This window comes from Paraburkholderia sp. Clong3 (assembly GCF_050436485.1).
In the GTDB taxonomy this organism is placed as follows: domain Bacteria; phylum Pseudomonadota; class Gammaproteobacteria; order Burkholderiales; family Burkholderiaceae; genus Paraburkholderia; species Paraburkholderia tuberum.
In genome coordinates this window covers 1,357,147-1,375,718 of record NZ_JBNDMH010000003.1, presented here as the reverse complement: position 1 = coordinate 1,375,718, position 18,572 = coordinate 1,357,147, and the positions used below count along the sequence as shown (strand labels likewise).

General features: G+C 60.2%; 16 protein-coding genes and 3 pseudogenes. 5 read left to right on the top strand and 14 right to left on the bottom strand.

What is annotated here, in order from left to right:
- Window positions 1-41: 41 nt before the first annotated feature.
- The gene (locus OKW30_RS29700; protein WP_429348371.1) at window positions 42-755 is read left to right on the top strand and encodes a PQQ-binding-like beta-propeller repeat protein; all 714 of its coding nucleotides are present in this window, start codon (window positions 42-44) and stop codon (window positions 753-755) included.
- Here OKW30_RS29700 and OKW30_RS29695 read toward each other — a convergent pair.
- A complete protein-coding gene (locus tag OKW30_RS29695) occupies window positions 752-907 on the bottom strand; it encodes a hypothetical protein (RefSeq protein ID WP_429348370.1) in 156 nt (51 codons plus the stop codon). The genes OKW30_RS29700 and OKW30_RS29695 overlap by 4 nt on opposite strands.
- On the opposite strand from OKW30_RS29695, the gene OKW30_RS29690 reads away from it, so the two are divergent.
- A complete protein-coding gene (locus OKW30_RS29690) occupies window positions 906-1,349 on the top strand; it encodes a globin domain-containing protein (RefSeq protein ID WP_429348369.1) in 444 nt (147 codons plus the stop codon). The genes OKW30_RS29695 and OKW30_RS29690 overlap by 2 nt on opposite strands.
- Window positions 1,350-1,637: 288 nt before the next feature.
- Here OKW30_RS29690 and OKW30_RS29685 read toward each other — a convergent pair whose 3' ends face one another.
- The 3 genes from OKW30_RS29685 to OKW30_RS29675 form a co-directional block, all read right to left on the bottom strand.
- On the bottom strand, window positions 1,638-2,174 hold the full coding sequence (locus OKW30_RS29685; RefSeq protein WP_429348368.1) for a hypothetical protein: 537 nt from the start codon (window positions 2,172-2,174) through the stop codon (window positions 1,638-1,640).
- 822 nt (window positions 2,175-2,996) lie between these two features.
- Complete coding sequence (locus tag OKW30_RS29680; RefSeq protein ID WP_429348367.1) at window positions 2,997-3,872, bottom strand: sulfite exporter TauE/SafE family protein; 876 nt, start codon at window positions 3,870-3,872, stop codon at window positions 2,997-2,999.
- Between the two features lie 227 nt (window positions 3,873-4,099).
- On the bottom strand, window positions 4,100-4,285 hold the full coding sequence (locus OKW30_RS29675; protein WP_429291440.1) for a hypothetical protein: 186 nt from the start codon (window positions 4,283-4,285) through the stop codon (window positions 4,100-4,102).
- 491 nt (window positions 4,286-4,776) lie between these two features.
- Here OKW30_RS29675 and OKW30_RS29670 point away from each other — a divergent pair, with 491 nt between their 5' ends.
- Window positions 4,777-5,376 carry a papain-like cysteine protease family protein gene (locus OKW30_RS29670; RefSeq protein WP_429348366.1) on the top strand — a complete coding sequence of 200 codons (600 nt, stop codon included), beginning with the start codon at window positions 4,777-4,779 and terminating at the stop codon, window positions 5,374-5,376.
- 377 nt (window positions 5,377-5,753) lie between these two features.
- Here the strand turns inward: OKW30_RS29670 and OKW30_RS29665 are convergent, their stop codons facing one another.
- The 3 genes and pseudogenes from OKW30_RS29665 to OKW30_RS29655 all read right to left on the bottom strand — a co-directional run.
- Window positions 5,754-6,923: an IS91 family transposase gene (locus OKW30_RS29665; RefSeq protein WP_429345668.1), complete on the bottom strand. Its 1,170-nt coding sequence runs from the start codon at window positions 6,921-6,923 to the stop codon at window positions 5,754-5,756.
- 23 nt (window positions 6,924-6,946) lie between these two features.
- A complete protein-coding gene (locus OKW30_RS29660; protein WP_184062687.1) occupies window positions 6,947-7,822 on the bottom strand; it encodes a tyrosine-type recombinase/integrase in 876 nt (291 codons plus the stop codon).
- A 594-nt stretch (window positions 7,823-8,416) separates the two neighbouring features.
- A pseudogene (locus OKW30_RS29655) lies at window positions 8,417-8,677 on the bottom strand (transposase); the annotation flags it as partial.
- Between the two features lie 123 nt (window positions 8,678-8,800).
- On the opposite strand from OKW30_RS29655, the pseudogene OKW30_RS29650 reads away from it, so the two are divergent.
- A pseudogene (locus tag OKW30_RS29650) lies at window positions 8,801-9,852 on the top strand (IS110 family transposase).
- A gap of 274 nt (window positions 9,853-10,126) precedes the next feature.
- On the opposite strand, the pseudogene OKW30_RS29645 reads toward OKW30_RS29650, so the two are convergent.
- From OKW30_RS29645 to OKW30_RS29615, 7 genes and pseudogenes are all read right to left on the bottom strand, one after another.
- Window positions 10,127-11,038: pseudogene (locus OKW30_RS29645) on the bottom strand (IS91 family transposase); the annotation flags it as partial.
- Window positions 11,039-11,058: 20 nt separating this feature from the next.
- A complete protein-coding gene (locus tag OKW30_RS29640) occupies window positions 11,059-11,934 on the bottom strand; it encodes a tyrosine-type recombinase/integrase (protein ID WP_429348365.1) in 876 nt (291 codons plus the stop codon).
- 427 nt (window positions 11,935-12,361) lie between these two features.
- A complete protein-coding gene (locus OKW30_RS29635) occupies window positions 12,362-13,513 on the bottom strand; it encodes an IS110 family transposase (RefSeq protein ID WP_429348364.1) in 1,152 nt (383 codons plus the stop codon).
- A gap of 291 nt (window positions 13,514-13,804) precedes the next feature.
- Window positions 13,805-14,320: a hypothetical protein gene (locus OKW30_RS29630; RefSeq protein WP_429348363.1), complete on the bottom strand. Its 516-nt coding sequence runs from the start codon at window positions 14,318-14,320 to the stop codon at window positions 13,805-13,807.
- Window positions 14,317-15,494, bottom strand: a protein-coding gene (locus OKW30_RS29625) for an IS3 family transposase (protein ID WP_429346789.1) whose coding sequence is annotated in 2 segments (ribosomal slippage) — window positions 14,317-15,227 and window positions 15,227-15,494 — 1,179 coding nt in all. Because the reading frame shifts where the segments join, the coding sequence is not laid out codon by codon here. The genes OKW30_RS29630 and OKW30_RS29625 overlap by 4 nt, the downstream gene beginning before the upstream one ends.
- Window positions 15,495-16,526 (bottom strand): hypothetical protein, encoded by a 1,032-nt coding sequence (locus OKW30_RS29620; protein ID WP_429348362.1) that lies wholly within the window; start codon window positions 16,524-16,526, stop codon window positions 15,495-15,497.
- A 494-nt stretch (window positions 16,527-17,020) separates the two neighbouring features.
- Entirely contained in the window at window positions 17,021-17,263 is a 243-nt protein-coding gene (locus OKW30_RS29615; protein ID WP_429348361.1) for a hypothetical protein, read from the bottom strand.
- Window positions 17,264-18,189: 926 nt separating this feature from the next.
- On the opposite strand from OKW30_RS29615, the gene OKW30_RS29610 reads away from it, so the two are divergent.
- The gene (locus OKW30_RS29610) at window positions 18,190-18,507 is read left to right on the top strand and encodes a hypothetical protein (RefSeq protein WP_429348360.1); all 318 of its coding nucleotides are present in this window, start codon (window positions 18,190-18,192) and stop codon (window positions 18,505-18,507) included.
- Window positions 18,508-18,572: the final 65 nt, after the last annotated feature.

Below are 18,572 nucleotides of genomic sequence, written 5' to 3'. Positions count from 1 at the left end.
GAGTTGCTTATCGCTCTTGACGACACCACCGGCAACGCTCGATGGTCCAAACCGCTGCCGGGAGTGCCCTTGTTTCCGGCCTCAATGGTGTATGGCGGAGCCCCCTCACCAAGACACCTGAACGCGTGATTGTTACCGCCGCTCCCAATATCGCTGCTTTTGATGCTAAAACCGGCGCCAAATTATGGAGCGAACTTAGCGGCCAAGGGGCCGGCCAGGTCGTTTCAGGTGAGTACGTTTACTACTATGGCGAAAATGGCCTGTTTGCGCGCTCAGTTATGAATGGCCACTTGCTCTGGTCCTGGATCACCAGAATTGGCTTTAGTCGTCCGGCGGTCCTCGGAAACTCTGTATATGTTACGGCGGGTTCGAATCAAATCTACGCGCTTGATGCGCGGACGGGGCAAGTGTTGTGGCAGGTAGAGAATCCCTATCAAAATCCTGGCAATCCCGTTGCTTACGAATACGAAGGCCAGACGCTAGTCATCTTTGAGGTCGGAAGGTACTTCATTGAAGATTCTTTTCTCGTTGGGTTGGACGGCGCCACCGGCGCGCTTTTATGGAAGTCTGATACTCCCGTCGCCGGTGCAATGCAGGCCTGCACAGATCCGATTTCAATCTTCTCTGGAGGTGTCCAGGTGGGGACGCCCGACGGAAGACTGGTGACCTTGAATGGCCTCAGCGGGGAATTGTGGTGGCAACTACAGTTGTCGGACATCGGGTTTAGCTCGAGCCCAACGTGGGCCCCCTACTAGTCTAGCGCTTCGTCTTCGAAGCCATTTTCCACCGTGCTATTTTTGGCGGCCAGAGGCACCTTGCCCGGGTAAGTACATTCGTCGGACACAGGCGAGCCAGCCAGACTTGGCTGCTCTCGCTCTTTCATTAGCTTCCTTTCGGAGAAAAGCATGAGCGCTCCTCTTTCGCCAGAAACGATTGCCATCGTTAAATCTACAGCTCCCGTCATACAACAGTATGGCGTTGCGATCACGACCCGGATGTACGAGCGGCTTTTCGTCGATCCGGAAATGAGAGATCTTTTTGATGAGGCGGCCCAAAAGTCGGGGGAGCAACCGAAGCGACTGGCTGCCGCGTTACTCGCCTTTGCGAGTAACGCGGACAACCTCGACATTTTGACAGCGGCGATAGAGCACATCGCCGCACGCCACGTAGCGATGCGTGTTAAGCCTGAGCACTATCCTGCGGTCGCTAACGCGTTGCTTCCCGCCATCAAGGATGTGCTCGGCGACGCCGCGGAGGAGCGCGTCCTGAACGCTTGGGGCGAGGCGTACTGGTTTCTGGCAGAAGTCTTGAAGAGCCGCGAGAACACACTCTATACGCATAGGGAATGATGCAATTCGGCTTGTCAGCGACCACAGCTAGATTGCAAAAGTCTCGCGAGACAAAAAGATGTGAACGTCAGAGTGGTTGGCCAACGATGCGACGGACAGGACCGGCGCGCACATGTCTGTTCGCGAGCCGGAGCAGACATTTGAATGTCCCGTCGCGCCCTCGGACGAACGGCAGGAGTTGGCCGAATTCTGCCTCACGAGCCCGACGACTCCGCACAACACCACCAACGAGCATGCAAAAGGCATATTGGTCCTGGAGCGGCCCTTCGAATTGCCACTGATCACTTCTTATCCGGGGTAAATCTGAAGACAGGTGGCGCATGGCGCAATATACGCCCCGTCCGCACTCGCGACCACAATATGGGCCGGTATGCTTTCGGCGAAAATCGTTTCCGGAAAGGGAATGACGCTTATCTCTTTGAGAGTGACCTTTCTCAAATACATGTTCGAGACAATCTTCTTCTCGGCGCAGCCTTTATTGAAGCTCGCTTTCCCGACGATATCAGCGGACACTTTTCGAGAAAGATCGAATTTCACGCCAGTGTACGCCTCGAGGCCTCTACCAAGTCGAAAGTGCCCGTTCAACGCCGACCCGCCTGCTTCGTCAATCATCTGCGTCATGACAGCCTTTTGCAAGGCGGAGGATAGCCCGAGATAATGATACTTATCCGAGCCGATCGCAACGGCAATCACGCCCGCCGCTGAGATCGCGTTTTCTTTGAAAAAATCCGCAACTTTTTCGGCTAGTGCGTAGGTTTCTTCCGTGGGACCTGGATAGTTGCCATAATATTTTTTGGTTAGTTCTATCGCTGTTTTGAAGCTCATATCCTTCTCCCCGAAAACAGTGACAGAGGCAATGATTCAAGATAGCACATCTTTGAAGACCTGCTGGTTCTTGAGTGCCGACGTTCGGCTGGAAGCGGATGAGACTTGCCCGCCGACCAAGCGCGACGATCGTCACGGGCGTGTCCTCTCAACCTTCACCGATGCTCACGAGCGGCGCATAGGGCGATCTGAGAGTCCGACTTTTCGGCTGCCGGTCCGGTCGCGCAGGAAAGGGAGTTTTTCAACACATTACGAGTGGATCTGTCATACGCTGGGCGCATCCATCGACAGCATGTCGACTTTGCTGACGTTCAGTGAACGACAGTGGTGATGCGCTATGGGTTGGCCACGCGATACCAAACAATTTCATCACCTCCCGGGCTGAGAAATCGATGCAGGCGTAGGGCGCCAGAGTCAGTGCAACCGTGCACGCCAAAATTAAGACTTACCTCCAGTCGCGCCAGACTTGTAGCGTTTCGCCGGACGCAATGGGCTGTAGCCGACCCACTACGGACCGTCGACTCAGCGCGATCAATACGGCCACTTCCAAGGTTCAACCGGTCATTCACAGGCTCTTACAGGCCGACGGATTTTCGGCCTGTATGGCGGGCACTCCCACAAACTTGAGTTCGCTCACCGAATGGTCGCCTACGATGCAACCATGGGATGTGGATCATTGAAGCCGCGACCCTTGCATGACGCCATGGACCGTTGTTTGTTCGTCCATCATGTATTTTCGTCAAGGTGTTTCTTCGTTCAAACCGCACGGGCGCCCTAAATCGGCCTGCCTTCGATCACGGTGGTCAGCCAGAATTCGTCTAGTTATCCAAAATAGCTGATCCCCGAGACAATCAACAGCAGGTTCACGACCCGTGCGAAATGATTGTCCGACAGCCGTTTATAGAGCGTCATGCCGATCGCGGTTCCGAGCAGCGACCCGGGTATGCAGAGCAGAATGGCTGGGGCGAAACCGGTCTTGCCGGCGGAGTGTCGCAAGAGACTGATTGCAGCGAGCGCGGCGACCTGCGTGATCAGGATAAACGGCTGATACATGGCACGCTGGCGGTCCTTGTTCCACCCCTTGAACCCGCACCAGATGGTCACAAACGCTCCGGGAAAGCCAGCCGCGCCACCCGTGATGCCGCCGAGAAATCCCGCTAACACATCGAGTGCCTTCGCCTGGCGCCGGATGACCAGCGGCCGCCTCGCGAGCATGTAGCACCCATAGAGAATCAGGAACACGCCAAGCACGTGGGTGTAGACGTGACGATCCAGCGTGAGCAGTACGGTGATGCCCAAGGGCAATCCGACCACGCCGCCGACCAGGAAAACAGCCAGCGCCCGCCACTGGATATCCCGTTTGAGTGACCAGACCATTGCTGTCTGGTTCGCGATGCTGCAGACAATCATGATCTGGACGATCTGCACCGGGTCGGCAGAGAGATGGAACAGCATTGCGCCGCAGACTGCGGAGAAGGCGAAGCCCGCGATGCTGGATATGCCAGACGCCAGAAAAATGGCACCGATGACAAAGAGCTCGACGCCTTCATGCACGGACAAGGCCTGGCAAAGTGCCGTGGCGAGCACGAGCACCGCCCACTGAAGTTTGACCTGCCAGGGGTGCCATCCCGGCGCCGGGGTCAATGACCGGACTGATGCCCCGGCGCTCTCGGGCGCGGGCTGAGGTTCGCTATCCATTTGCCATGTCTCTCCATTTTGGACACCACCGGGAAGGCCCGACCTTTGCCGCTGGCGAATGCCCATGGGTGCAGATCGTGCTCACGCAACCTGGACCGCCACGAAGGTCGGCTACGACATGTTCCGCGCGACCGACATCACCGCGTATCCGACGCGCACCCTCCGCAGTGCTATAACGAAATCCCAACTTCGGAGGGACCTTGAGCTACGAAATCACTGTGTTTCTGTTAGTACGTCACAGAAGTCCCACTGCCAGTAAAACTGTGCTGGGTAGGAGAGTCATTTGCATAGTCGTTAACGGCCTGGATGATGTTCACGATCTGCTGCGGCAACCTGCCGCCGCTGACGGCGGTCATTGCGATACGGTCCATCTCAACGGCTACGGCGAGGTCTTTGATTACCAGCGTATTCATTTCGATTCTCCACGGGGAAATTAGTCAGTCAGGAACGTCAGAGCCTGTTTTGAGGGTGTCGCCACGCCTCGATCAGGATCAAGGCAAAGTGCGTGCCAAACGGTTGCGCCGCGGTAAGCGATCACACAACTAGTTGAAAATATTGGATTTTTAATGGCGATCAGTGCGAATTGGTAGACAGACGTGCGCGCTGCGGCTGGTGGGTCGGATCCAACTCTCCGTCTGGCGCTGTGGGTTAGATCGCGACACATGCGGTCCGCCTACGTATCCCGTGTTTGTACGATCTCCTCGAGGCTTAGAATCCGATCGAAGCCTGGCGACAATGAGTCTACAGCAGCCTTTCCGCGAACCGGTGAATGAGCGATGTGATCCGTGAAGCGCCGATCGACGGAATATTCCCGGCCAACGGGTGTTCCGTTTAAGGGCGTTCAAGATGTCTGAACTTTCGCACTCCACGCAGAACGCAGGCTTTACACAGGCAAAGGATTGATATGGCAATGGTGATCGGCAGGCATGTTTCCTGGCGGTTTCAGGGCGTGAAGAGCTGTTGCTGGCTGACGTGCATCGAGATGCTGATGCACTGCAAGTACAGCAACATTTATGGACGCAACCAGACGGCACACAGCGCCCGCGCGATGGAGGAGTTTCGCGCCAATGCCGGCAGCAACATCTACCTTCACGCGGACCATTACGGCCTCGCGACCAACGCCGCACTGGACTCGCCGATGGCGGGTCTGCACGAGTGGTCGCTTGCGCTGCGCTCGGGCCCGGTGCTAGCAGAGGGCGATTACGGCTGGGCGCGCTTCGGCATCGGCGCGCATGTGATACTGATCACGGGCATCAGCCGGTCCGGCAAGCTCATCTACATGAACCCGAACGTCTTCGCCGTAATGCCGCATCCGCAAAGCAAGGAGACCTATATCGCGATCGAGGATGTGTACCGACTGCGCGCCGAAAGCTACGGCCTCGGCGGGCCGTTCTGGCAAGTTGCGGAGGACTTGCCGGCCCGGCCGCCTCGGCTCGCGGTGGACCTCGGTGCGCCGAACTGGGGCGCTTCGGTGCGAAATCAGCTGGGCCGAATCGCGCCTTAAATCTAGGCGCGGATGCGCAGAATGTCTTGAGGTTTGTTCGATGCCTGCCCATGTCCGTGGACTCGGGGTGCGCGCCGGCGCGTGCGGGCAGGCGTTGAATAAACCTGAAGGGAGGAAACCGCGGAGTGCTCTGATGCAATGGAGTCTTCGGGGCTATGGCGATTGATTGCCCGGGATGGCGAGCGGTGTTGCGGGATGCGTGGTCAGGCGGGAGGCCGGTTGAGGGCTGAGGTTGTGCCGAAGCGGTGCAGTGGCGCCATCGTGATGGCGGAACGGACGTGCAAGGGCCTGTGCGAAGCGACAGACGCAAAGGTCTGCTCGTGGGCCGCGTTGCCGCAAAGCCGAGGGTCGGGTTGTTCGTCCTGGAACAGTGGCGCTCATATCTCGCCCCGGCGCGTGGGTGGTGCGCGGATCGGTGCAATGCGCGCAAGGATATCGATGACGATCATCGGCGCGCCGCAGTGCCGGCAGATGAAGGCGGGGCGCGTTTCGATGACGGTTTCGTGAGCTGATGTGTTGACGTCGGTCGCGACGTGCAGCAGTTCGCGGACCTTCGCGAGACTGGCGCGGCGCACCGGGTTGGCGAGCAGTCCGTAGTGACGGATACGATGGAAGCCACCGGGCAGCACATGGAGCAGGAAGCGGCGCATGAACTCGCCGGCTTCGAGGGTCATGGTCTTGTAGCGGGTGTGCCCCTTCGCACGGTAGTCCTTCCAGCGGAAGGTCACGCCGCGTTCATCGAATGCAAGCAGGCGCTGGCTGGAGATCGCGACGCGGTGCGTATAGCGCGACAGGTACGCGAGCACTGCTTCGGGTCCTGCAAAGGGACGCTTTGCGTAGACGACCCATTCGCAGGCACGCAGCGGCGCAAGCCACACGTCAAAGACAGCTGGGTCGGCAAGTTCAGCGTACTGGCCGAAGAACTGCAGGTGGCCGTGCCGGTGCGCGTCCGTGAGCGCTTCGAGCAAGCGCCTGCGGAACAGGCGCGATAGCACACGTACCGGCAGGAAGAAGCCGGGCCGGCATCCGATCCACCGCTGACCATCGGGCGACAGCCCACCACCGGGGACGATACCGTGTACGTGCGGATGATGCGTGAGTGCCGAGCCCCAGGTGTGCAGCACGAGCGTCGCGCCGATCTGGGCGCCGAGGTGCTTCGGATCAGCGGCAATGGTGCGTAGCGTTTCGGCGGCGATATCGAACAGCAGCCCGTAGATGACGGCCTTGTTGTACCAGGCGATGGCACTGATGGGCGCGGGCAGCGTGAAGACGACATGGTAGTACCCGACCGGAAGCAGATCGGCCTGGCGTGCCTGGAGCCAGCGATGCGCAGCACTGCCCTGGCACTTGGGGCAATGACGGTTGCGGCAGGAGTTGTAGGCAACCTCGATGCGGTCGCAGCCGGCGCAGCGCAGCACATGCCCCCCGAGTGCCGCACTGCGGCACTGTTCGATGGCCGACATGACCTTCAGCTGCCCCAGGCTCAGCGCTACCGTGCGCCGCCACGCCGGCCCGCAGGCGCGGAAGATATCCGCGACCTCCAGCACGGGGTGCTCCGCGTGCGGCCGGGCTAGCCGGCGGGCAGGCGGTCCAGCGGACTGACCACCTTGCGCAGGAGGTCAGTGGCAACCTGGGTATAGAGCGTGGTGGTCTCGATCTGCCTGTGTCCAAGGAGCACCTGGATCACGCGGATATCCTCCTTCTGTTCCAGCAGGTGCGTGGCAAAGGAATGCCTCAGCGTGTGCATGGATACGCGCTTGTCGATGTTTGCGGTCTCGGCGGCCGCATGGATGGCGCGGGTCAGTTGCCGCGTGCTGAGCGGGTCGATCGGATCGAGGCCCGGAAAGAGCCACCCGCCATCGAGCATGCAGCCCTGGGCACGGGCAACGCGCCACCAGACGCGCAGACGTTCGAGCAGGACCGGCGAGAGCATCGCGTAGCGGTCACGGCGGCCCTTGCCCTGCTCGATGCGCAGGGTCATGCGCTGGCTGTCGATGTCGCTGACCCTGAGGGCGACCACTTCGCTCGCACGCAGCCCGGCGCCATAGGCGACCGACAGCGCGGTCTGATGCTTGAGGTTTCCGGCTGCCGCGATGAGCCGGCGCACCTCCTCGGGGCTGAGCACAACCGGGAGCGTGCGAGGCACGCGTACCGGCTGCATCCGCGCCATCAGCTCAGGCCGGCCGAGCGTGACTTCGAAGAAGAACTTCAGACCGCTGATCGCGGCGTTCAGCGACACCGGCGACGCGCCGTGATCGACCAGATGCAGCTGGTAGTCCCGGAGGTCCTCGACAGTGGCGGTATCGGGTAAACGCCCGAGGTATCGGGCGAACTGACGTACGGCACGTAGGTAGGCGGCCTGGGTCTTGGGTGCGAACTTGCGCATGCGCAAGTCCTCAAGCATACGGCGGCGCAGCGGGCTGATGCCCGGATCGGAGGAGGTCATGATGGGGCTCCTGCTGGAGGACGAGGCGGATTGCCTCAACCACCAACATAAGCGCCGGCGCCACTGGCCTCCCATTCGCCGCCAGAGACGGGCCGCAGCCCCCTACCGCGCGAGCGGTTTAGTCCATTCGTCGAAAAGCGGACAGTCGAGCTATGTTTTCAAGCGACCACTTCTCATGGCCGAACCCGGAAGTTCATCGTCGGTCGGTGACGCGCGGTCCTCTCGTGGTGCCGAGCTTCCGTAGTCGTTTAGGTTTATTCGATGCCTGCCCTCGAGCACGGGCTCATGAGCGAACGACAACGCTTACGGGCAGGCGTTGAATAAACCTCGAGGAAGGAAACCGCGGAGTGGTCCGAGGCGGCCAGGGTCTTCGCTATGGCGATTGATCAATCTGGCCGGTCCGTGTTGCAAGTCGACGGCGGGCGATGCAAGCGCCCAGGGCGGGCTGAATGCGGCAATGGAGACGATCCCATGTGCGATTTTGAGTTCGGAATACGGCCGTGGGACCGTGTACGACACCGAGGGCACAACCGTCCGCTCGTCGGTCGCGCTGACGCAAAGCCGACGGTTGAAACGCAGATCGAAGCGGGCCGCTCATCGCTGGGCTGCCTTTGGTGGTGCGCGAATCGGTACGGTGCGCGTCAGAATATCGATGACGAGCATAGGCGCGCCACAATGGCGACAGATGAAGGTCGGTCGATCGGTGGCGATCGCATCGTACGGTGATGGACAGAGCTTGGGGGCAACGCCGAGCAACGTACGAATCTTCGTCAGGTTTGCGCGGCGCACCGGGTTAGCGAGCAACCCGTAATGGCGGATTCGATGGAAGCCGGCGGGCAACACATGGAGCAGGAAATGAAATGAACGCGTCCCACCCGGTGAATGTGAGCGCAAAGGAAGGTGGATCCTCACAGGCCAACGGCATCGATGTGCCCACGTGGAAAATACGAAGTTTCCAGGCAAACAGGAGGATCCGTCGTGAAGCTTACGCCAGTTGGGATTGACATTGCAAAGTCGGTTTTTCAGGTCCACTACGTCGATCAGGAAACCGGAGAAATCGTGAACAAGCCGATCAAGCGTGCAAAGTTTCTCGAGTACTTCGCGAACCGGGCTCCGTGCCTGATCGGCATGGAGGCGTGCGGCGGATCGCACCACTGGGCCCGGCAACTGACGAACATGGGTCACGTGGTAAAGCTGATGCCGGCGAAGTTTGTGAAGGCGTTCAACATCCGCAACAAGAACGATGCGGCGGACGCCCGTGCAATCTGGATGGCCGTGCAGCAACCCGGTAAGGCCATCGCGGTGAAGACCGAGATACAACAGGCGATGCTGGCGCTACACCGTATGCGGCAGCAGCTGATCAAGGCAGCAGCTGATCAAGGCAGCAGCTGATCAAATTTCGCACGATGCAGATCAACAACCTGCGTGGACTGCTGATGGAATATGGAGAGATCATGAGCAAGGGCCGGAACAAGCTGAACAAGGAGATAGCGGTCGTGCTCGAACGGATCGCGGAGCGCCTGCCCGCCGTGCTGATTGATACGTTTCGCGAGCAGTGGAATGGACTGGCGAAGCTGGACGAACAGGTTGCCGAAATCGAGCGCCGGATGCGCGAGTGGAAGAAGGAAGACAAGGCGGTGAAGGCGGTTAGCGAAATTTGCGGCGTCGGGCTGCTGACGGCAACGGCAGCTGTCTCAATGATGGGCGATCCGAAAGCATTCAGTTCGGGGCGGGAGTTTGCCGCATGGGTTGGCATCGTGCCGAAGCAGACGGGCTCGGGCGGAAAGGTGAACCTGCACGGGATCAGCAAGAGAGGCGACACCTATTTACGGACACTGCTGATCCACGGCGCGCGTAGCGTAATAGAGAACGCAAAGGAGCCCGGCGAGTGGGTCGAGCAGATGATGAAGCGGCGACCAAAGAATGTGGTGGTCGTTGCATTGGCGAACAAGATGGCGCGGACGATCTGGGCTGTGCTGGCCCATGACCAGCCGTACCAGAAGGCCTACGTGAGCGTGAAGCCCGCCTGAATGGTTCACGCGAAGCAGAAGATCAACGGTTAACACAGGGTGAACGTCGAAAGGTTGCGCAGCAATCGAGTGTGATGACAAACCAGGTAGGACCGGGACTCGCTAAACCTGAATGCGCCGTCGAGCTTCGAGCTCGCGCAGGAAATGAGGTGCGAGTCAGCGTATTTCATAGAGGCCCGCAGCAGCAATACCGCTGCAACAAGGCCGGATATAAAGCTGCAGCCCATCCTGTCTGTCTGAACACACGAAAACTGTTGCAAACGGGACGCGTTCATATAAAGCGGCGCATGAACTCGCTGGATTCGAGCGTCATGGCTTTATAGCGAGTACGCCCCTTCTCCCGGTAGTCTTTCCAGCGGAAGCTCACGCACCGTCCATCGAAGGCGAGCAGGCGCTGGTTGGAGATCGCGACGCGATGTGTGTAGCGTGAGAGGTAGGCGAGCACCGCGTCAGGGCCCGCGAACGGACGCTTGGCATACACGAACCATTCGGAGGCGCGCAGCGGCGCGAGCCACTGTGCGAAGACCGCTCGGTCAGCGAGCTGCGCGTACTCGCCGAAGAACTGAAGCCGTCCGCGCCGATGAGCGTCAGCGAGCGCTTCGAGAAAGCGCCTGCGAAACAGACGCGAGAGCACGCGCACCGGCAGGAAGAAGCCGGGCCGACAGGCGATCCAGCGTTCGCCATTGGCTGACAGGCCACCGCCAGGGACAATGCCATGCACATGCGGATGGTGCGTGAGCGCTGAGCCCCAGGTGTGCAGCACGAGCGTGGCGCCAATGTCGGCGCCCAGGTGCTTAGGATCCGCGGCGATGGTGCGCAGCGTCTCGGCCGCGATGTCGAACAGCAGCCCGTAGATGACGCGCTTGTTATACCAGGCGATCGCACTGATCGGTGCGGGAAGCGTGAAGACGACGTGGTAGTACTCGATGGGCAGCAGGTCAGCCTCGCGCGCTTCGAGCCAGCGACGCGCGGCACTTGCCTGACACTTCGGGCAATGGCGATTCCGACATGAGTTATACGCGATCTCGGTTCGCGAGCAGCCTGAACAGCGCAGCACATGCCCGCCCAGCGCCGCGCTGCGGCACTGTTCGATGGCCGACATCACCTTCAGCTGCCCGAGGCTCAGCGCTACCGTGCCTCGCCACGTGGGCCCGCAGGCGCGGAAGATGTCCGCGACCTCCAGCATTGGATCCGACCGCGCGTCCGTTATTCGAGGCGCAGGCGCTCCAGCGGACTAACGACTTCATGCAGCAAGTCGGTGGCGACCTGGGCGTAAAGCGCTGTAGTTTCAAGCTTCTTATGTCCAAGCAGCACCTGAATCACGCGGATATCAACCTTCTGCTCGAGCAGGTGCGTCGCGAAGCTGTGGCGCAGCGTATGCATCGATACGCGCTTGTCGATCTGTGCGGCTTCGGCAGCGGCGCGAATTGCGCGATTCAGTTGCCGGGGAGTCAGTGGGTCGACAGGATCGAGCCCGGGAAATAACCAGCCGCCATCCGGCATCTTGCCTTGCGAGCGGGCCACCCGCCACCAGACCCGCAAGCGCTCCAGCAGCACCGGCGAGAGCATCGCGTAGCGGTCCTTGCGGCCCTTGCCTTGTTCAACGCGCAGCGTCATGCGTTGGCTATCGATGTCGCCGACCTTAAGCGCGACCACTTCGCTGGCACGCAACCCCGTGCCGTAGGCGAGCGACAGGGCCGTCTGATGTTTTAAATTACCTGTTGCCGCGATCAGTCGCCGGACCTCGTCCGGGCTGAGCACGACCGGCAATATGCGCGGCACGCGCACCGGCTGCATCCGAGCCATCAATTCCGGCTTCTGAAGTGTGATCTCGAAGAAGAACTTCAGCCCGGTAATCGCAGCATTAAGGGAGATGGGCGACGTGCCGTGATCAACCAGATGCAGCTGGTAGTTTCGCAAGTCTTCGACCGTCGCTGTGTCGGGCGAGCGTTTCAGATACCGAGCGAATTCACGCACGATGCGCAGATAGCCCGCTTGGGTCTGGGGAGAAAGCTGGCGCATGCGCATGTCGTCTGTCATACGCTGACGCAGCGGGCTGACGGTCGGTTGGGCGGAGGTCATGATTCGGCTCCTGCTGGAGAACGAGGCGGATTGCCTCATTCGCCAACATAAAACCGCGTGACCGGCCTCGCCCTGACCTCCCGCCTCGGACCGGAGCCCCCTTCTATGAGCAGCCGTTTGTCAAGCCCTTTGGCGGACTGACTAGAAACTAGAGGCCACGATCAAACTTACGTACATGCAGCATAGCCTGAAGCCGATTGTGCGCGCGTCAGACGTGACGTCCGACCACCTTCTATCCGCCGGCGCTTGGCCGGCCTCATCCTGCATGCGCGATACGCCGGTATCATCAACCGCGAACATACCCCATCTACATGAATCGGTTGCATCAGCAACCCAGGGGGCTCACGGGCATGTTCACCTCAGACCGTTTGTGCTTGCGTCGTTGCCTGACCGACCGTTACCTCCTTCCTGCAAAACCTTTAGGAGCCTACGCCGACTTCAGCCGTGCGCCTTCGGGAATCACACCGTCTTTTAGATAGCGCCACAGCGCAATTGCGAGGCGCCGTACGACCGCGACGATCGCGATGCGCCGCGCGCGACGGTTCGGCCCCGTGCCCTGTGTGCGCTCGTTGAACCAGCGCGTGAGCGCGCTGTCGGGCTGGTAGCGCAGCCAGCACCACGCCATCTCGACCAGTAACGCGCGCACTCGTCGGTTGCCTTGTTTGCTGATTCCCTGGTCGACCTGGCTCTCGCCACTGTCGTAGGGCTGGGCCACCAGCCCTGTGCAGGCACCCACTTGGCGGCGGTTGCTGAACTCCCTCCAGAACAGTTCGAGCGCGAGACGCGACGCGCCCACTTCGCCAATCCCTTTCAGGCGCGCCAGGTCATCGCTTCGCTTGCGCGCGGGTGCCGCTACGCTCGTCTGCCGCGTCTTTTCCAGCGTCGCGAGTTGCTGCTGCGCCAGCGCCAGTCGGCCGCACTCGCGCAGCAGCCGTTCGCGCATTTCGGGCGGCAACGGCGCGCCGTCGTGGCACTTCACCTCGTCACGGGCGAGCCGGCCGGCGAAGTGCCTGTGATCGACCTCATCCCAGCAGCCGAACGTGGCCAGCAGTTTGCGCATGCGGTCGCAGTGCTGCCGCACTTCCTTTTGCAGTTGCCCGCGATCGCGCATCAGGTGCCGCGACGCTTCGTCCTGCGGCGATGGCACGTGAACCACGTGCATGCGGTCGCGCTCGCCGCGTAGCCACGCGCGCAGGTTGATCACCAGCTTGATGGCATCGAGCCGATCGGTCTTCGCGCGCCGCTTGTGGCGTTCGACCGGAATGCTGGCCGGATCGACGACGTAGCACTCGATGCCGCGCGTCTGAAGGGCGCGACAGATCCAGAACGCGTCTTGGCCGGCCTCGTAGCTTGTGACAACGCGCACACCTGATGGTAGCGACCACTTCTCTTTGTGCTGTTCGATCAGGTCCAGCACCGCCTGCAGACGCGCTGCAGCTTGCGGCTGCGCGACTGTGTGCACAGCCGGCTTCTCGCGCCGGCCGTCGTGCAGCGCGACCTTCCACTTCGCGCACGCCAGTTCGAGCGACACCGCCAACACCAGCTCCTCGGTACCCGTGTATGCCTGATCTGTACGCATGATGCTCTCCAGTGAGCCAAGCCCGACACGCTGATTTTAAGCGTCGGCTTGTCGACGGCCTGGATGTCTCATAGGATCTACCGCGCGAGCGGTTTCGTTCTTCGACCCATTGCCGTCATTCTGACCGCCACGACGGCAGCGGCCGTTCTCAAAGTTCAACGGTCATTCGCTCACGCAGGGTCGCCTGCTGCTTGTCGACCAAGGCTGCCGTCCATCCTTCCCGGCTGCGGTCATTCCGCAATGACCGGTTCCGAGCGCCGCGACGAGGCGCCCCGGGTGTTTGACCGTTTGTCACGGGACAAACGTGATCACCGAGGAGAGGCCCGGCGCCACATGAAAGTTGAGAGTGGTATAGGGGAAGGGGCCTTGCATCTGCAACTGCGCCACGACCTTGCCGGGAGGCACGGTAAGGGTGAGCACGCCGCTGGCGAAGTTGGGGACGGTCGCCTCGGCCTCCAGTTCAATCGAATGGGTCAGCCCAAAGCCATTAATTGCGCCTGAGAAAGCACCGGGGTTTCGCAGCACGAGCTTGGCGTGGTTGCCGGCGAACGTGATCGTCTGACCGGATGCTACGGCCTCGAGCGATCCCACGCTGTTTGCCTGCAGAGCGATCGAGCCGCTATCCTCAAGTGTACCGAAACACCGCAGTTCGCCGCCCGCAGCGACCGTGATCGTGCCGGCATTGTCGATGTCACCGATAAGGTTGAGTTGCTGTTCAGCGGTTATCGCCCCACCCATGTCGTTGCTGAAACCCGCGGTAGCGATCACCGTCCCGTGGCCAGTCAGTGTAGCGCCTGTGGTGGTCAAGTAATTTCGGACAGGCAGATAGGTTCTTTTGCTGTCGATTTCGCCTCGTAGGCGGCGGGCGACAGATAGCCCAAAGTCGAGTGCAAGCGCACGGGGTTGTAGAAGCCGACGATGTACTGCGTGATGTCCTGCCGTGCCTCGTCGTGATTGGCGTACCGGCGCTGCCATACGCGCTCCATCTTCAGGTTCAGGAAGAAGCGTTCCATCACCGAATTGTCCCAACAATTTCCCTTGCGGCTCATGCTGCAAACCACGTGATGCCGCTTGAGCAAGGCTTGATATGCGTCGCTTGCATATTGGCTGCCACGGTCCGAATGCAGGACCAATCCCGGCACTGGCCGGCGTTGCTGCAACGCCATGGTCAGTGCCGACATGACCAATCCGGCCGGCATGCTGGGTGCCATGGACCAGCCCACGACCTTGCGCGAGTAAAGGTCCAGCACGACCGCCAGATAAAGCCAGCCCTGGGCCGTGCGGATATACGTGATATCCGAAACCCACGCCCGATTCGGCTCAGCCACGTCAAACTGACGGTCCAGCACGTTCTCGGCCACCGGCAACGTATGCTTGCTGTCGGTCGTCGAAACGAACTTGCGCTTCCACGTCGTGCGCAAGTCCGCTTCGCGCATCAGCGTGCGCACCCGATGGCGGCCCGTGCGAAGCCCTTGCTCGCGTACGGCATGCATCACACGCCGGCTGCCGTAGCTCGCGCCGCTGGCAGCAAATGCTGCCCTGATGTGGGTCTGCTCATGCAGGCGCTTTGGGCTCGGCTTGGCGCGCCGGTGCGCATAGTAGCCCGAGCGGCTTACCCCCAATACCCGGCACGCGGCACTGACCGATACGGCCTTCTCTTGCAAGTGGGCTACCGCGCGGTAACTCACTTCAGTTCCCGTGCAAAGAAGGCCGAGGCTTTTTTTAGCAGGGAGTTGTCTTCACGCAGTTGCCGGTTCTCCGCCTCCAGTTGCCGAATGCGTTGCTGTTCGGCCGTCAGCGGCTTGCCCGCGCCAGCACCGCCCGCGCATTCCGCGTCGTACTGCGCCAGCCAGCGCCGTACCCCCGTCTCGCCAAGGTCCATCGACCGGCAAACCTCGCCCACCGACAAGCCTTGGTCTCGTATCATCTTCACCACTTCCAGCTTGAAGCTGGCATCGAATTGTCGGCGCTTCCTTGTCATCTAGCTCTGTTCCTCGTCGATTCCGGATTGTCCTCCTATCGACCTGTCCGAGGGAATTAGACCATTACAGCCCTTGTAGACGCCCAACGCAGTTGTCTCGATCTGCCCGTCGGCCAGCGATAACACTCCGTTGATGATAATTGCAATGCCTGCTGAAACGAAGCCATGCTCCGCGACCGTGAGCGAGCCGGCTCCCATATGCTGGACTTCCAGCAAATTATCGACGATGAGTCGTGCCTCGTTTCCTTTGACCGTCACCGAGCCCTGCCCACCGTCCGGCGCCCAGCCGATTGCCATATCCTCTGCGACGACGAGACCACCTTCGTTGACGTCCAACCTGCCGGCGGACTTACGGCCGACAATGACCTGTCCGTGCGCCAGCAGCGACGCCTGCGACACCTCGGCTGTGCCATTGGACCTTGGGTGGTTCCCGATAACCAGAGCCCACGGATAAATGAGCGGATCGCCGTTACCGACGCTTACCGCGGCTCCGTTCCTGATCGTCAGCACGCCGATCCCGTCCTGTCCGACGGACATCGGCAGATTGCCAGCGTTGACGACGGCGTGCGCTCCTTGCACCACCAAAGTCCCGCGCGACTCAACCACGATATTATCGATCGTGATCGTTTCAGCGATCTGAATCGCGTAGGTGTCTGGCGGGTTGCATCCCGAGATCACGACACGGCTCTGGTCACCGACTGTCACCGTAGCGGCGCCGGTAATCGGCGGGTTGGGGCCAAAATCCACCACGATGTGAAGCTTGGGCGTCATCAGGGTCGCGCCCCGAAGCAGCGTCAAATTTTCATTGACCGGACAGCCGTAGGTCGCAGTCAGGTGTCCGGCAACCTTGTCGGTGCCACCGAAGTTCAGGACCTGCGCGGTACCCGTTCCGGTAATTGGCGTAGCGGCGTTAGCGATGATCGCAACGTCACTGGGTCCCGGCGGTTCAGTCGTTGGGGGGACGGTCTCCCAATTGCCTGCTGTCGCGAACGCGCCCGTCCCTGCGTTTCCAGTCCAGTGATATATGGCCATGATGACCTCGCTCGTCGACTGGTCGCGTCGGTACACGAGCGCGCGTGCGTAGGCAAGCGCGAGCGTCTACCGTGGGGAAATCCAGAATGGCATGGTGCGACCGGGTGTTCGAAATATAGATGGATATTTCCCGATTGGTTAGTATTCGGTGTGATGTCACCCACGTTTGGCGGTCACTTGGTGCCTCTTCGCTTCGATCGAAAACGGTCATTCGTCCTGGGCTACGTCCTACCGTTCTAGCCGACGACACGCCGGACGCGGTTGCCGCGTGAATGTCAGTTGTCTCGGACGCAGCCGACGTTCGAATGTCCGCCCGAATGCATGGACCCAGGACTGCAAATGGCCGCTTTCCGGCGCTTTCACGTTAATCTCAGCTCGCCATTCAAACAGCCAAAAATAGCCGACTTCCAGCCGCCAAGGCCGTTACACGAATTTCTAAGTGCCACAAGCTTTGAAGCGCGCCATTAAATGAGAAAGCATGTCGCAACGATACGTCAACAACGTGCCTCACCGAAAGGCAGAACTTCTATCCGCACTCGCAGGACTTTCGCGGTGAAGTTGGCAGGATATGCCGCGTCGTCAACAGTCGGGAAATACAGAAACAGCTTGTGGCTTTTCGCCGCGTCTGTCGCGCCATAGCCGAGAGGGCAGATTGGCGTAGCGTCTGCGCTGGCAGAAGCGAAGCAAATTGCAGAAATCAGGCCGAGTGAGATTCGACATTCAGTAAAAATGCGCACGATCCTCTCCTCCTGGCACACCGCTGATCAAGTGGAACGTCTGGCCGATGAAGAGACGTTGGCCGATCTCATTGCTGACGCCCGCTCGTCGGCCAATCGAGGCACATGGCAAACCCCTCGAGTATATTGGTCGCGCCTGGCTGTCAGTCGCATCCCGTCGTTTCTGCGAGCCCGGCAATCGGCCATTAATAAATAATCTTTTGTGTTGGCCCGACGCTTTATTGGCCCGCATGCCGACTGCGGACTGACCAGCCGTCTCAGTCAAGAAAGATCGAGGCCGTAATGGATCGCCGCACGCTCCGGGTTATCAGCCGAAATTCGGCGTCCGACGCAAAAGGTGATCGGCGACAACAGCACGTCGACCGAAGAATTTTGATGGCAGCCATCGGAACAATCTCCTTGCTGCTGTACCATCAGCGTGGCATGCGATGCTCGTATCGCGCTCGTTATGAATCGCGCTGATAAAACGCCGTGCGCCACATTGACGCTTTAACGAACGGTCAAAGTCTTCCGCACTCTCTTTCTTGGGCCCGAAGGCTGGTGGTTGTCGCCCGTCTTGGCATGAAGTTCACTGGCACGCAGGACAAGCATCCGTCGTCTTTGCTTTTACGCGTTTCCCCCTCCGTCCATGTGTGGCTACGTTCCGCGACGAGCTGATCCCACGGAACTACAGCGGACTCCCAGGTCGGAAGCACGTCGTCGTAAACACTGCGGCAAAGCGCATCGAACTTCTCATAGCCAGACGCGAAGTACCGCATCACTAGCGATCGAAGCGAACCGTCTTCAATGTTTCCTAGCGAGAACCTAGCATTCAGGTTCGGGACTTCGGGAAGGACCGTCCCATCTTCGCGAATAACCAGCTTCTTGATTTCTTTCGCAACCCTCCTGTGACACCCTTCGCCGTTACAGACATATGCACCACAAGGATGGGCGAGAAGAAATCGACGGCTCACTTCGTTCAAGCTGCACTTAAGTCCTCTGCTACGGTATCGATTGGCGAGATCCGTCAACTGCAGGAACAGGTGGTCCATCTGCACCGTTGTGAGACGCTGGTCCGCGATATCGCAGCCCCGACCCAGCTTCAAGAGCGGTTGCACGCGAATATGTTTGACACCGATCTTCGCAGCCCATTCGACGACTCTCGGGAGCGAATCACAGTTACCCTGCGCGACAGTGGTGACTACCGTTACGGGAACCTGAGCCGCAACGAGGCGTTGTATCCCGAGTTCCGTCTTCTTGAATGAGCCTGTACGGCCTCTGAAGGCGTCGTGGAAGTCGGGGTCGCCGTCCACACTCACGTTCACGTTCG